This is a genomic window from Streptomyces sp. IMTB 2501 (assembly GCF_001953885.1).
Taxonomy (GTDB): Bacteria; Actinomycetota; Actinomycetes; order Streptomycetales; family Streptomycetaceae; genus Streptomyces.
In genome coordinates, this window is sequence record NZ_MQUS01000009.1 from 77,417 (window position 1) to 91,781 (window position 14,365).

The following is a 14,365-nucleotide window of genomic DNA, read 5'->3' on the forward strand; positions in this document are numbered from 1 at the left end:
CTGCCGCACGCTCACCGGTTGTTGAAATCCGATCATTCTGCAACCTCTCTTTCGGAGCCGCACATGAGCAGACACCGACCCCCGGGTGTCCTCCGCCGCACCGCGACCGCCGCGGCCGCAGGCGCCCTCGCACTGGCCGGAGCCATCGCGCTTCCCGCTCCGGCCGCACAGGCGGACACCACCGCCAAGGGCGATGTGATCGCCAACCTCTGGGAGTGGAACTGGGACTCGGTCGCCGCCGAGTGCACCAGCGTCCTCGGACCGGCCGGATACGGCGCGGTCCAGGTGGCACCGCCGGAGGAGTCTCTGAAGCAGTCGTCGTACTACTGGTGGGACGTCTACCAGCCGTACTCGTACAGCCTGAACAGCCGCTTCGGCAGCCAGGCGAAGTTCAGCGCCATGATCACCGCGTGCCACAAGGCGGGCGTGAAGGTCTACACGGACGCGGTGATCAACCACACCGCCGCGCAGACCGGCACGGGCTACGACGGCACGACGATCACCAGCAAGTACTCCACCCCCGACTGGAGCCGGACCGACTATCACGACTCCAGCGAGTGCCCGACCTCGGACCTGACCATCCAGGACTACTCGAACCTGACCCAGGTCCAGAACTGCGAACTGCTCGGCCTGCCCGACCTCAAGACCGAGTCGGACACCGTCCGCGCCGGCCTCGCGAACTACCTCAACTCCCAGCTGGCGCTGGGTGTGGACGGCTTCCGGATCGACGCGGCCAAGCACATCCCCGAGACCGACATCGCGGCGATCGAGGGCAAGCTGACGAACACCACGGCAGGCTCGGCGCCGTACGTCTTCCAGGAGATCTACCCCGGCGCGACCCCCCAGCCGAGCGACTACTACGGCACCGGTGACGTCCTGGACTTCAGCTACGCCGGCAAGATGAAGTCGGCGTTCCAGGGGAACGTGAGTGATCTGGCCTCGCTGTCGTCGTCCGGCATCCTCCCCGCCGCCGACTCGGTGTCCTTCGTGACCAACCACGACACCGAGCGCAACGGCACGGACATGTCGTACAAGGACGGCGACACCTACAAGCTCGCCAACCTCTTCCAGCTCGCCTACAAGTGGTCCACACCCACGGTGTACGCCAGCTGGGAATGGACGCAGAGCGACCAGGCCCCGCCGAACTCCTCGGGCTTCGTCACCAACACGGACTGCGCCGGCGGCGCCTGGTACTGCCTGGACCGCGACACGGCCGTGGTCGGCATGGTGGCCTGGCACAACGCGACCGACACCGCCGCGGTCTCCGACTGGCAGACCATGTCGTCCAGCGTGATCGGCTTCGGCCGCAGCGGCAAGGGCTTCTTCGCGCTGAACAACGGCACGAGCAGCGCGACCTACACGTTCACGACGGGCATGGCCGACGGCACGTACGCGAACGTCATCGACGGCGGCAGGACGACGGTGACCGTGTCGGGCGGCAGCGCGTCGATCACCGTCCCGGCGAAGAGCGCGGTCGCCTTCTACAACTCGTCCTACACCTGCACGGTCGGCTGCTCCGACGCGGGCGGCGGCTCGGGCGACACGGTGAACGCAACCTTCAACGAGTACGCGTCGACCACGTCCGGCACCAACGTGTACGTGGTCGGGTCCATCGCGGCTCTGGGCGGCTGGGACACGTCGAAGGCGATCCAGCTGTCCTCGTCCGGCTACCCGATCTGGTCGGGTGAGGTGAGCGTGCCGGTGAACACGTCGTTCACCTACAAGTTCATCAAGAAGGACAGCTCGGGCAATGTGACGTGGGAGTCGAACGCCAACAGATCAACGGCCACCACCACATCGGCCCTGTCCCTGAACAACTCCTGGAACGTGGCGGACGCGGACGCCACCGACGTCACCTTCAACGAGAACGCGACGACCGACTGGGGCACCAACGTCTACGTCACGGGCTCCGTCCCGTCCCTGGGCTCCTGGAACACGGCCGACGCCATCCCGCTCTCCTCGGCTTCGTACCCGAACTGGAGCAGGCTGGTCATCGTCCCCAAGAGCACGTCCTTCACGTACAAGTATCTGAAGAAGGACGGCTCCGGGAACGTGACCTGGGAGTCCGGGACGAACCGCTCGTACACGACGGGCAGTTCGTCGGGCTACACGACGAGCGACACCTGGAAGTAGTGCTCCCGGCTCAGCAGCTCGACTTCCCGGCGTAGATCGCGAGCGCCGTGTTCGAGCCCAAGGTGGCGGTGAACTGCCCACTGGAGTTCACCGTCACCGTCGTGTTGTTCTGGACGTTGCAGTAGGTCCCGGCGGGCAGGGACGTCTGGAAGGTCCTGTCGAGGCTGCCGGCCTCGTGGTTGATCGCCACGTAGCCCTTGCTCCCCCGCCCGAACCCGATCGCGTTGTTGCCGTCGTCCCACCAGCCGGAGACGGCCTGGCCCGTCGTCGCATTGCGGAACGCGACCATGGACTTGATCTCCGGCCAGGCGTGCTGGCACTTCCAGCCGTCCTGCCAGCAGGCGTTGACCTGGCCGTTGTTGGGCGGGCCGGCGTCCGCGTCGGACCATTCGTAGCCGGAGTTGATGTCGGGGGCGCCGTACGGCCAGGCGAGCATGAAGACATTCGCCAGGGTGTAGTTGGCGCCGTCCTTGTAGTTGAGGGTGCTGCCGTTGCGCTCGGTGTCGTGGTTGTCGACGAACACGCCGGCCACGGAGCTGCCGAGGTAGCCCCAGCCCTCGCCGAAGTTGTTCAGGTACGCCAGCTTCTCGGAGTTGAAGACGCGCTTGAGGTCGAAGGCGTAGCGGAACTCCTGGACGTCTCCGTTGCCGGTGTACTCGGAGGGCTGGACGGCCTCGTTCGCGCCGTAGATGACCTCCTGCTTCCAGTAGGCGGAAGGATTCGTCAGGCGGGACTTGATGTTCGCCAGGTCCTCCGCCGGGATGTGCTTGGCCGCGTCGATGCGGAAGCCGTCGGCGCCCAGGGAGAGCAGGTCGTTCATATAGCCGGCGATCGTCTTGCGGACGTACTCCTCGCCGGTGTCCAGGTCGGCCAGGCCGACGAGTTCGCAGTGCTGGACGTTCCAGCGGTCCTGGTAGTTGGTGACCGGCGAGGTGCAGTCGTCGAGGTCGGCGTACGAGTACAGGCCCGGGTAGTTGTACTTCGTATACGTCGAGCCGCCGGTTCCGGTGCCGCTGCCCGCCGACATGTGGTTGATGACGGTGTCGACGACGACCTTCAGACCGGCCGCGTGACAGGTGTCGATCATGTTCTTGAAGGCGGTACGGTCACCCAGCCGGCCCGCGATCTTGTACGACACCGGCTGGTACGAGGTCCACCACTGCGAGCCCTGTATGTGCTCGGCGGGCGGGGAGACCTGGACATAGCCGTAGCCGGCCGGGCCGAGGGTGCTGGTGCACTCACGGGCCACCGAGGCGTAATTCCACTCGAAGAGGACGGCGGTGACGTCCTTGGTGCCGGGCGGAGAGGCATCGGCGGTGGATGGGGTCATGACAAGGGCGGCCGCCGTGAGGGCGACCGCCCCGGAGAGGGTTCTGCGTGCCATGTGGGGGTTCCTTCGACGTTGAAGGCTTGGGGAGCCCGCTGAAGACGCTTGCTGCAATCTTTCAGCAAACTTGCGGTGACGCAGATGTTAAAGGCCCGCTGCCCTGAAAGGCAGCGGGCCGTTGTGAAGTTGATGCAAAAACTTCTCGACGGGTCGTCAGGCCGCCGTGAACCACACCGTCGTGTCGGCGGGCACCTCCGTCGCGCCGTCCCCCTCGGTCACCTCACCGCTCGCCAGCAGGACGCGGCCGTACGCCGGGGTCGTCACCGGCTCCCCCGTGGTGTTCGCCACGCACACGAACTCACCGCGGCGGAAGGTCAGGACGCCCTCGGGGGCGCGCAGCCACTGCACGGTGTCGCCCGCGCCGAGGTCGGGCTCGGCGCGGCGGGCGGCAAGGGCCGCGCGGTACAGCTCCAGGGTCGAGCCGGGGGCGCCCGTCTGCGCCTCCACGCTCAGGTCGGCCCAGGTCTCCGGCTGCGGGAGCCAGCTGCCGCCGGTGCCGAAGCCGTACGAGGAGCCCGCACGGGTCCACGGGATCGGGACGCGGCAGCCGTCGCGGAAGCCGTCCTGGCCCGCGCCGCGGAAGTACGCCGGGTCCTGGCGCACCTCGTCGGGAAGGTCCACGACGTCCGGGAGGCCCAGTTCCTCGCCCTGGTAGATGTAGGCCGAGCCGGGCAGGGCCAGCATGAGGAGGGTGGCGGCGCGGGCGCGGCGCAGGCCCAGTGCACGGTCGCCCGCCGTGCGGATCTGGGTGCCCAGGCCGGGCGGGTTGGCGAAGCGGGTGGCGTGCCGGGTGACGTCGTGGTTGGACAGGACCCAGGTGGCGGGGGCGCCGACCGGGCGCATCGCCTCCAGGGTGCAGTCGATGACCGTACGGAGTTCCTTCGCGTCCCACTCGGTGCTCAGGTACTGGAAGTTGAAGGCCTGGTGGAGTTCGTCCGGGCGGACGTAGTTGGCGGTGCGCTCGACGGTCGGGGTCCAGGCCTCGGCGACGAAAATGCGCTCGCCCGCGTACTCGTCCAGGATGTGGCGCCACTGGCGGTAGATCGCGTGGACACCGTCCTGGTCGAAGAACGGCATGGCATCGTTGCCCAGCAGTTTGAGCTGGTCGTGCGAGCCGAGGTCGGGCAGGCCGTCGGCCTTCACCAGGCCGTGGGCCACGTCGATGCGGAAACCGTCCACGCCCATGTCCAGCCAGAAGCGCAGGATCGAGCGGAACTCGTCGCCCACGGCCGGGTGTTCCCAGTTGAAGTCGGGCTGCTCGGGCGCGAAGAGGTGCAGATACCACTCGCCGGCCGTGCCGTCGGGTTCGGTGACCCGCGTCCACGCCGGGCCGCCGAAGATGGACTCCCAGTCGTTGGGCGGGAGTTCGCCGTTCTTCCCCTTACCGGGGCGGAAGTGGTAGCGCTCCCGCAGCGGGGAGCCGGGGCCCTCGGCGAGGGCGCGCTTGAACCACTCGTGCTGGTCGGAGGAGTGGTTGGGCACCAGGTCCACGATGATGCGCAGGCCGTGGTCATGGGCGTCGCGGATCAGCGCGTCGGCGTCCAGCAGGTTGCCGAACATCGGGTCGACGGCGCGGTAGTCGGCGACGTCGTAGCCGGCGTCGGCCTGCGGCGAGGCGTAGAAGGGGCTGAGCCACACGGCGTCCACGCCGAGGTCGCGCAGATACGGCAGGCGGGAGCGAACGCCTTCCAGATCACCCATGCCGTCGCCGTTGCTGTCGGCGAAGCTGCGTGGATAGACCTGGTAGATGACCGCGTCCCGCCACCAGTCGCGGCGACGGTCGGCTACGGCGGCTGCGGCGGAGTGGGGGGCCGGTGCGGCAGGGTGCTGCTGGCTCATGGCGTCCTTGATCGTTAAGGGAGTTCTGGCTGGGGCACCTCCCGGCTCGAGCGCAGCCGAGAGCTGGGGGAGGGCGCGTGGGTGGGGCGGCGGAGGCGGATCGGGGGTGTGCGAGGCGGCCGCGGTGACAGCGGGGTCGGATGGGTACCGCGGCCGCCCACCCGCGCCGGCTGAAGGGCGCGGGAGTCTCTTTTCGGGGGCCGTCAGCCCTTCGTGCCGCCCGCGGTCAGGCCGGTGACGAGGTTCTTCTGGACGAGGTAGAAGAACACCGACACGGGTATCGCGATCAGCACCGCGGTGGCGGCCATGTAGTTCCACTGGGCGTCGTGCTCGCTGACGAAGGTCTGCAGACCGACGGCGAAGGTGTACTTCGAGTCGTCCAGCATGAAGGTCGTCGCGAAGGCGACCTCGCCGACGGCGGTGATGAAGTTGTAGAAGGCGGCCACGGCCAGGCCCGGGCGGGCCAGCGGCAGGATCAGCCGGAAGAAGGTGCCGAAGGGGGTCAGTCCGTCCACGCGCCCCGCCTCGTCTATCTCGAAGGGGATGGTGTCGAAGTATCCCTTGAGCAGCCAGGCGCTGTACGGCACGGCCGTGGTGCAGTTGATGACGATCAGCGCCCAGTAGGTGTCGATGAGATCCAGTTCGCTGAAGATCTCGTACATCGGCACGATCAGGATGGCGATCGGGAAGGCCTGGGTCAGCAGCAGGACCCACATCAGCTGCTTGTAGCCGGGAAAGCGCATCCGGGAGACCGCGTAGCCGGTGGTGGCGGCGACGAAGACACCGATCAGGGTGGTGCCGCACGCCACGATCATCGTCGACTTGAACCAGTCGAAGAAGCCGGTGTGCTGCAGCACGAAGCTGTAGTTGGAGAAGGTGAGCTTGCCCAGGATCTTGCCCGGGTGCAGATAGTCGTCCTTCTCGGGGCCGAGGGACAGGAAGACCAGCCAGGCCACCGGGGCGAGCGCGATCAGGCTCGCCACGACGAGGCCGCCGTGCAGCAGGGCGGTGCCGGCCGGGCCGCGCCCGTCGCGCCGGCGGGTCCGGCGCGAGGGCTGGGTGGCGGGGGCCGCTGCGGCCGCTGTCTTCTCAAGGGTCGGGGTGCTCATGGCGGCGGCTCCTGCGGCGTCAGACGGCGAGCTGGTCATTGCGCTTCAGCCAGCGGAAGTAGAAGGAGGTGAAGACGGTGACGATCGACAGCAGCAGAACGCCGTACGCGGCGGACTGGGCGAAGTCGCGCGGCTGCTGGCCGAAGCCCAGGTAGTAGGCCCAGGTGACGAGGATCTGGGCGTCCGGGGCGCTGGTCGGGCCGAACAGCAGGAAGATGATGGCGAACTGGTTGAAGGTCCAGATGATGCCGAGGAGTACGACGGTGGAGCTGACGGACCGCAGCCCCGGCAGGGTGACGTGCCGGAAGCGCTGCCAGGCGTTCGCGCCGTCCATCTCGGCGGCCTCGTAGAGCGAGGAGTCGATGGACTGCAGGCCGCCGAGCAGCGAGAGCATCATGAACGGCACACCGCACCAGGTGTTGACCATGATGGCGGCGAACCGCTGCCAGAAGGTGTCCTCCAGCCACTGCGGCTGGGGCAGATGCAGCGTGTGCAGGACCTGGTTCATCACTCCCGAGTCGGAGAGCATGATCCGCCAGGAGAAGACGGTGACGAACGTCGGCACGGCCCAGGGCACGACCAGCAGCAGCCGGTAGAGGGTGCGTCCGCGCAGCTTCTCGTTGAGCATCAGCGCGAGGCCCAGGCCGAGCGTGTAGTGCAGGGCCACGCACGCGACCGTCCAGACGACGGTCCACAGGAAGTGCGACCAGAACCGGTCGTACGACAGCGGGCCGAACAGGATGTCCTTGTAGTTGCCGAGCCCGATGAACCTGTACGTGGCCGCGATGTGGTTGACGCCGATCGTGCGCGCCGAGTTGAGGCTGTTGGCATCCGTCAGCGTCAGGTAGACACCGCGGATCAGCGGATAGGCCACGATGACGGCGAGCACGAGGACCACCGGGGCGATCATCGCGTAGGCGTACCAGTACTTCTGGTAGCCGTTTCTGATGCGCTGCCGCAGCCCGGGCCGAGGTGCGCGGTCACCGCGGCGCTTGCCGGTCGCGCGGTCGATGGCGACTGTCATGGTTCGACACCTTCAAAACGATCAGGGGTTGGGCCGGGCACAGGGCGGTGACCGCCGGATCCTTCCCCCCCGTTGTGCACCGGGAGGATCCGACGGCCACGCGGGCTCACTTGCTGAAGTCGGGCACCAGCTTGGCGATGGCGACCTCGGCGTTGCTCAGGCCCTGGTCCAGCGGCTCCTTGCCACCGGCGATCTTCGACAGCTCGGTGTCGAGCGGAACCCACAGGGAGCTGTACTCGGGCAGTTCAGGGCGGGGCTGCGCGGCGGTCAGGACGCTCTGGAAGCCGGCGATGCCGGGGTCGGCCTTGACCTGCGCGGTGTAGGCGTCGGAGCGGGTGGGCAGGGTGGAGTTCTTCAGGGCGATGGTCTCCTGGGAGGTCGCCGAGGTCATGAACTTCACGAACTTCAGGGCCGCGTCCTGGTGGGCCTTGTCGGAGCCGGCGTAGACGGAGAGGTTGTGGCCGCCGGTCGGGGCGCCCGCCTTCCCGCCGGAGCCGGCCGGGACCACGGCGATACCGAGGTTGGACTTGTCCTTGAAGGCGCTGCCCTTGTAGATGTTCGTGATCTCCCAGGGTCCCTGGACGATCGCGGCGACCTTGCCGTTGACGAACGCGTCCTGGATGTGGGCGTAGGCGTCGGCGGTGGTGTCGGCCTTGTGCAGGCCCTGCCCGGAGAACAGGCTCAGCCAGGTGCCGTAGGCCTTCTTCGCGGCGGCCGAGTCGACGGTGATCTTCTTGGCGGTGGCGTCGACGGTGTCGGTGCCCTCGCCGTAGAGGAAGGTCTGGGCGTAGTAGGCCTGGGTGGAGCCCCAGTAGCCGTACACCTTGTCCTTGGAGTCGATCTTGGCGGCGTCGGACTTCAGCTCGTCCCAGGTCTTGGGGGCGTCGGTGATGCCGGCCTTCTTGAACAGGGCCTTGTTGTAGACGAGGGCGAGGGTGTCGGTGACCAGCGGGGCGCCGTAGGTCTTGCCCTGGTACTGGGCCTGCTTGATCAGGCTGGGCTGGAACTTGGCCTGGTCGGCGAGGGCCTCGGTGCCGTCCAGCGGCAGGAAGTAGCCCTTCTTGGCGAAGGCCGGGGTCCAGCCGACCTCGGAGCGCAGGATGTCCGGCGCGCCCTTGGAGCCGGCCGCGGTGTCGAACTTGTTCTGCGCCTGGTCGAAGGGCACGTTGACGTAGTTGACCTTGATGTTCTTGTTGGCCGCCTCGAACTGCTTGACCAGGGCCTGGTACGTCGGCGCCTCATTCGTGGCGTTGGAGGTGTCCCACCAGGTGATGGTGACCGGGCCGCCGGCCTTGCCGCTGTCACTGCTCCCGCCGCCGCAGGCCGTCGCCGCGAGGGCGAGGGACGCCACCAGCGCGGAGGCCGCTATGCCACGCCGCATGAGTTCTCCTTGAGGGTGAAAGCCCGTGTGATGCCGACTGCGCCGTCGCGGCCGCCGGGCGACCAGGAACGTAACAGCGTTGTAAGCGTTGCGAAAGACCTTGCAGAAAAAAAGTGCAAGGGAACACGATGGTTACCCTGTCGTTACCGCTCAGCGGACAGAAGACACTTGTGCAAGACTCTGCAAGCTCTTGCCGCCATCAATTTCGAGGGAGCCCGATGAGGCAGCAACCCAGGGCGGGCCGTCCGGCCGCTCGTGCACGGCGTCCCATCGGTGTGCAAGGCGGCATACGACCGGTACAGTCCAGTGCCGTGACCACACGGCTTGCCGACATCGCTGCGCAGGCGGGGGTGAGCGAAGCGACCGTCAGCCGGGTCCTCAACGGGAAGCCGGGCGTCGCCGCCACCACCCGCCAGTCCGTGCTCGCCGCGCTGGACGTCCTCGGCTACGAGCGCCCGGTGCGGCTGCGGCAGCGCAGCGAGGGCCTGGTCGGGCTGATCACGCCGGAGCTGGAGAACCCGATATTCCCGGCACTGGCCCAGGTCATCGGCCAGGCGCTCACCCGCCAGGGCTATACGCCGGTGCTCGCCACACAGACGCCGGGCGGGTCGACCGAGGACGAGCTGACCGAGATGCTCGTGGACCGCGGGGTCGCGGGGATCATCTATGTCTCCGGGCTGCACGCGGACACCACCGCCGACATGCAGCGCTATGAGCGGCTGCGGGCGCAGGGCGTGCCGTTCGTGCTGGTGGACGGGTTCTCGCCGAAGGTGCAGGCGCCGTTCATCTCCCCCGACGACCGGGCCGCGATGACGCTCGCGGTGACCCACCTGGCGTCGCTGGGGCACACCCGGATCGGGCTCGCGCTCGGGCCGAAGCGTTTCGTGCCGGTGCAGCGCAAGATCGAGGGCTTCGTGCGGGCCATGCAGGACCAGTTGGGGCTCGCCGCCGAGACGATCGAGACCGAGCTGATCCAGCACTCGCTGTACACGCTGGAGGGCGGCCAGGCAGCGGCCACGGCGCTGATCGAGCGGCGCTGTACGGCCGTGGTGTGTGCCAGCGACATGATGGCGCTCGGTGCGATAAGGGCGGCCCGGCAGCGGGGGCTGGAGGTGCCCCGGGACGTGTCGGTGGTCGGCTTCGACGACTCCCCGCTGATCGCCTTCACCGATCCGCCGCTGACCACGGTCCGCAAGCCGGTGCCGGCGATGGGGCAGGCCGCGGTGCGTACGTTGCTGGAGGAGATCGGCGGGACGCCCGCGCCGCACAGTGAGTTCGTGTTCATGCCGGAGTTGGTGGTGCGCGGTTCGACCGCTTCGGCCCCGAATGTCGTCCGTACGTCGTAGAACGTGCGGGGCGGACCCGACCTTGGGATGATCTGGCGAGGAAGGCTTTTCTGGCAGACTCTGTGCCTATGAGTGACTCGTCCGTGACAGAGCAGGAAGGTCGCGAGGAGGTGGCCGTTCCGCGGCCCGTCACGGGTGAGCACGACCGCGGTGCGCTGCCGGGTGTGCTGAGCCGGCTGCGCTCTCCGCGGCGGCCCAGGTTCTGGTTCGAGATCCTTCTGATCGCGGTGAGTTACTGGACGTACTCGCTGATCCGCAACGCGGTCCCGGAACAGAAGGCCGAGGCGCTGCGCAACGCGGACTTGATCTGGTGGATCGAGCACCATCTGGGCATCGACGTCGAGCAGTCGATCAACCACGCCCTGAACTCGGTGACTTGGTTGATCATCGGGATGAACTACTACTACGCCACACTGCACTTCATCATCACGATCGGTGTCCTGGTGTGGCTGTACCGGTGGCATCCCGGCCGCTATGCGGCGGGCCGGCTGGTGCTGTTCGCGACGACGGGTGTGGCCCTGCTCGGTTACTACCTGTTTCCGCTCGCCCCGCCCCGGCTGATGAGCGACGGGAACTTCGTGGACACGGTCATGGTGCACCACACCTGGGGCTCGATGGCCTCCGGCGACCTCAAGCACATGTCGAACCAGTACGCCGCGATGCCGTCGATGCACATCGGCTGGTCGCTGTGGTGCGGGCTGACGATCTTCGCGCTGGCGTCGGTGCCGTGGGCGCGGGTGCTGGGCCTGTTGTACCCGGCGACCACCCTGCTGGTCATCGTTGCCACCGCCAACCACTTCTGGCTGGACGCGGTGGGCGGTGTGCTGTGCCTGGCGTTCGGTTTCACGGTGGCCCGGGCGTGGTACGGCGCGCTGCCGTACCGGCTGCCGCGGGTCGTACCGGCCCGGGCGCCCGAGCCCGAGCCGGCCGCGGCGTCCTGCGTCTGAGAGGCTGCGTCACACCCCCGGCCGGGCGCCGGACGCCTGGCACGCGGGCCCCTGGACGCCGCGCGCTGATCCGGCCGGGGATGTGACACCGGCTCCAAGGGTTACGTCACGCTCCGTCACCGTAGAACAGTTCCTCCACCACCGTGCGCGCCCTACGCGTGGTGCGGCGGTACGCGTCCAGCATGTCTCCCGCGTGACCTGCGCCATAGCCCAGGTAGCGGCCCACGGCGGCCAGCTCGCGGGGCTCGGTGGGGAAGGTGTCCCCGGCCCGGCCGCGTACCAGCATCACCGCGTTGCGCACCCGGGTGGCCAGTACCCAGGCCTCGTCCAGGATCTCCGCCTCCTCGGCCGACAGCAGCCCGGCCTCGCGGGCGGCGGCCAGCGCCTCGCGGGTGCGCGTGGTGCGCAGGCCGGGGTGGTCCCAGCCGTGCCGGAGCTGGAAGAGCTGGACGGTCCACTCGACGTCGGACAGGCCGCCCGGACCCAGCTTGGTGTGCAGCTTGGGATCGGCGCCGCGCGGAAGGCGCTCGGACTCCATACGGGCCTTCAGCCGGCGGATCTCACGGACGGCGTCCTCCGTCAGGCCGTGCCGCGGATAGCGCAGCGGGTCGATCAGTGCCGTGAAGCGGCGGCCCAGGTCCTCGTCCCCGGCCACCGGTTCCGCCCGCAGCAGCGCCTGGGACTCCCAGATCAGGGACCAGCGGCGGTAGTACGCCTCGTACGCCTTCAGGGTCCGCACCAGCGGGCCCGACTTGCCCTCCGGGCGCAGGTCGGCGTCGATGAGCAGCGGCGGATCTGCGCTGGGCAACTGGAGCAGGCGGCGCATCTCGGCGACGACCTTGTTCGCGGCGGCGGCAGCCTCGTGCTCGTCCACGCCGTCCTGCGGTTCGTGTACGAAGACGACGTCCGCGTCGGAGCCGTAGCCCAGCTCGTGGCCGCCGAACCGGCCCATCCCTATCATCGCGAAGCGGGTGGGGAGCGTGTCGCCCCAGCCCTCCCGGACCACCGCGCGCAGCGTGCCCGCCAGGGTGGCGGCGGTGAGGTCGGAGACCGCCGCGCCGACCCGGTCCACCAGGGCGCCCTGGTCGGCCTCGGCGGGGTTGTTCTCCGTGCCGTAGGAGTCGACGATGTCACCGGCGGCGGTGCGGAACAGTTCGCGGCGGCGTACGCCGCGAGCCGCCGTGACCCCCTGCTCGGCGTTCTCCGCCCGGCCCACCGCGGCCAGGATCTCCTGCTCCAGCGGCGTGCGCTCGCGGGGCTCCAGACCGCCGCCGTCGCCGTCGCCCAGCAGGGCCACCGCCTCGGGGGCGCGCATGAGGAGGTCGGGGGCGAGTCGGCCCGCCGAGAGGACGCGGGCCAGGTTCTCCGCCGCGGCGCCCTCGTCGCGGAGCAGGCGCAGGTACCAGGGGGTCTTGCCGAGCGCGTCCGAGACCTTGCGGAAGTTCAGCAGGCCCGCGTCCGGGTCCGCCGAGTCGGCGAACCAGCCGAGGAGGACGGGGAGGAGGGTGCGCTGGATGGCCGCCTTGCGGGTCACGCCGGCGGCCAGGGCCTCCAGGTGGCGCAGGGCCGCTGCCGGGTCGGCGTAGCCGAGGGCGATCAGGCGTGTGCGGGCCGCTTCCAGGCTCAGGCGGGCCTCGCCGGGGGCGAGTTGGGCGACGGCGTCCAGGAGCGGGCGGTAGAAGAGCTTTTCGTGGAGTCTGCGTACGACGCCCGTGTGCCGCTTCCATTCTCGGATCAGCTCCGCCGCCGGGTCCGTGCGCAGGCCCAGGGAGCGGCCCAGGCGCCGCTGGTCCTCCTCGGCCACGGGGACCAGGTGGGTGCGGCGCAGCCGGTAGAGCTGGATGCGGTGCTCCATGCAGCGCAGGAAGCGGTACGCCTCGTCGAGGCGGGCGGCGTCCTCGCGGCCCACGTAGCCTCCGGCGGCCAGGGCCTGGAGGGCGTCCAGGGTGGTGCCGCTGCGCAGGGCGGGGTCGGTGCGGCCGTGGACCAACTGGAGGAGCTGGACGGCGAATTCGACGTCGCGGAGGCCGCCGGGGCCCAGTTTGAGTTCTCTTTCGATCTCGGACGCAGGGATGTTCTCCACGACCCTGCGGCGCATTTTCTGGACGTCCGGTACGAAGTTCTCGCGTTCCGCCGCCGTCCAGACCATGGGTTCCAGTGCGTCGACGTACGCCTGGCCCAGGTCCGCGTCGCCGGCCACCGGGCGGGCCTTGAGCAGGGCTTGGAACTCCCAGGTCTTCGCCCAGCGCTGGTAGTAGGCGAGGTGGGAGGAGAGGGTACGGACGAGGGGGCCGTTGCGGCCCTCGGGGCGGAGGTTGGCGTCCACCGGCCAGATGGAGCCCTCGACGGTCGTCTCCGAGCAGATCCGCATCAGGTGTGAGGCGAGGCGGGTGGCGGAGGTGAGTGCCTTGGCCTCGGTGATGGTGCCGGTCGCCTCCGCCACGAAGATCACGTCCACGTCGGAGACGTAGTTCAGTTCGTGGCCGCCGCACTTGCCCATCGCGATCACCGCGAGGCGGCAGGCGGCGGCGTCCTCGGGGGCGTGCGCCTGCGCTATGGCCAGGGCCGTGCGGAGGGTGGCGGTGGCGAGGTCCGCCAGTTCGGCGGCTGTCTCGGCGACGTCGGTCGTGCCGCAGACGTCCCTGGCGGCGATGGAGAGGAGGCAGCGGCGGTAGGCCACCCGCAGGGACACGGGGTCGGTGGCGCCGGCCAGGCCGCGCTCGAACTCCATGAGGCCCGGGTGCAGGTCCTGCGGCTCGTACATGACCAGGGCCTGCCAGTCCGCCGGGTGGCGGGCCAGGTGGTCGGTGAGGGCGGCGGAGGCGCCGAGGACACCCAGGAGCCGGTCACGCAGGGGTTTGGCCGCGATGAGGGTGTCCAGCAGTTCGCGGTGGGCGGTGGGGCCGTCCTGGGCCTCCAGGAGGCGGACGAGGCCGTGCAGGGCCAGGTCGGGGTCGGCGGTGGCGCCGAGGGCTTCCAGGAGGACCGGGTCGTCACGGACGGGGGCGAGTTCCGGGCCGTCCAGGAGGCGCTCAGCGGCGGAGGGGTCGGTGAAGCCGTGTCGGAGCAGACGGGTGAAGGTGCTGCTTCTGCGGCCCGGCGTCATCTCCGTGGCCTCCCCTCGGGTGTGGTCGTCCTGGCCAGAGCCTATCCGGCAGGGGGACGGGGGCTGGGGCTCCGGGGCCGGGCGCGGGTGCGT

Annotated in this window: 9 protein-coding genes; 3 read left to right on the forward strand and 6 right to left on the reverse strand. The window is 69.2% G+C overall.

Features of this window, described 5'->3' with window-relative positions:
* Positions 1 to 63 precede the first annotated feature (63 nt).
* On the forward strand, positions 64 to 2,133 hold the full coding sequence (locus tag AV521_RS17395) for a carbohydrate-binding module family 20 domain-containing protein (protein WP_076089360.1): 2,070 nt from the start codon (positions 64 to 66) through the stop codon (positions 2,131 to 2,133).
* Between the two features lie 10 nt (positions 2,134 to 2,143).
* Here the strand turns inward: AV521_RS17395 and AV521_RS17400 are convergent, their stop codons facing one another.
* The 5 genes from AV521_RS17400 to AV521_RS17420 all read right to left on the reverse strand — a co-directional run bounded on the left by AV521_RS17400 (position 2,144) and on the right by AV521_RS17420 (position 8,873).
* Entirely contained in the window at positions 2,144 to 3,517 is a 1,374-nt protein-coding gene (locus tag AV521_RS17400; protein ID WP_179023172.1) for an alpha-amylase family protein, read from the reverse strand.
* A 156-nt stretch (positions 3,518 to 3,673) separates the two neighbouring features.
* A complete protein-coding gene (locus tag AV521_RS17405) occupies positions 3,674 to 5,359 on the reverse strand; it encodes an alpha-amylase family glycosyl hydrolase (RefSeq protein WP_076089362.1) in 1,686 nt (561 codons plus the stop codon).
* Positions 5,360 to 5,562: 203 nt separating this feature from the next.
* Positions 5,563 to 6,468 carry a sugar ABC transporter permease gene (locus tag AV521_RS17410; protein ID WP_076089364.1) on the reverse strand — a complete coding sequence of 302 codons (906 nt, stop codon included), beginning with the start codon at positions 6,466 to 6,468 and terminating at the stop codon, positions 5,563 to 5,565.
* A 19-nt stretch (positions 6,469 to 6,487) separates the two neighbouring features.
* Positions 6,488 to 7,492, reverse strand: a complete 1,005-nt coding sequence (locus tag AV521_RS17415; protein WP_076089366.1) for a carbohydrate ABC transporter permease — start codon at positions 7,490 to 7,492, stop codon at positions 6,488 to 6,490.
* Between the two features lie 106 nt (positions 7,493 to 7,598).
* Complete coding sequence (locus tag AV521_RS17420; protein WP_076089368.1) at positions 7,599 to 8,873, reverse strand: extracellular solute-binding protein; 1,275 nt, start codon at positions 8,871 to 8,873, stop codon at positions 7,599 to 7,601.
* A gap of 311 nt (positions 8,874 to 9,184) precedes the next feature.
* Between AV521_RS17420 and AV521_RS17425 the strand changes: the two genes are divergently transcribed.
* Both AV521_RS17425 and AV521_RS17430 read left to right on the forward strand, forming a co-directional pair.
* A complete protein-coding gene (locus tag AV521_RS17425; protein WP_076089370.1) occupies positions 9,185 to 10,219 on the forward strand; it encodes a LacI family DNA-binding transcriptional regulator in 1,035 nt (344 codons plus the stop codon).
* Between the two features lie 68 nt (positions 10,220 to 10,287).
* Entirely contained in the window at positions 10,288 to 11,166 is an 879-nt protein-coding gene (locus tag AV521_RS17430) for a phosphatase PAP2 family protein (RefSeq protein ID WP_179023176.1), read from the forward strand.
* A 106-nt stretch (positions 11,167 to 11,272) separates the two neighbouring features.
* Here the strand turns inward: AV521_RS17430 and AV521_RS17435 are convergent, their stop codons facing one another.
* On the reverse strand, positions 11,273 to 14,272 hold the full coding sequence (locus tag AV521_RS17435; RefSeq protein WP_076089372.1) for a bifunctional [glutamine synthetase] adenylyltransferase/[glutamine synthetase]-adenylyl-L-tyrosine phosphorylase: 3,000 nt from the start codon (positions 14,270 to 14,272) through the stop codon (positions 11,273 to 11,275).
* Positions 14,273 to 14,365: the final 93 nt, after the last annotated feature.

Bases quoted from the DNA above. Each gene is read 5' to 3' on its own strand.
- AV521_RS17400 (WP_179023172.1), bottom strand. From the start codon at position 3,517: ATGGCACGCAGAACCCTCTCCGGGGCGGTCGCCCTCACGGCGGCCGCC.
- AV521_RS17430 (WP_179023176.1), top strand. From the start codon at position 10,288: ATGAGTGACTCGTCCGTGACAGAGCAGGAAGGTCGCGAGGAGGTGGCC.
- AV521_RS17405 (WP_076089362.1), bottom strand. From the start codon at position 5,359: ATGAGCCAGCAGCACCCTGCCGCACCGGCCCCCCACTCCGCCGCAGCC.
- AV521_RS17410 (WP_076089364.1), bottom strand. From the start codon at position 6,468: ATGAGCACCCCGACCCTTGAGAAGACAGCGGCCGCAGCGGCCCCCGCC.
- AV521_RS17435 (WP_076089372.1), bottom strand. From the start codon at position 14,272: ATGACGCCGGGCCGCAGAAGCAGCACCTTCACCCGTCTGCTCCGACAC.
- AV521_RS17415 (WP_076089366.1), bottom strand. From the start codon at position 7,492: ATGACAGTCGCCATCGACCGCGCGACCGGCAAGCGCCGCGGTGACCGC.
- AV521_RS17420 (WP_076089368.1), bottom strand. From the start codon at position 8,873: ATGCGGCGTGGCATAGCGGCCTCCGCGCTGGTGGCGTCCCTCGCCCTC.
- AV521_RS17395 (WP_076089360.1), top strand. From the start codon at position 64: ATGAGCAGACACCGACCCCCGGGTGTCCTCCGCCGCACCGCGACCGCC.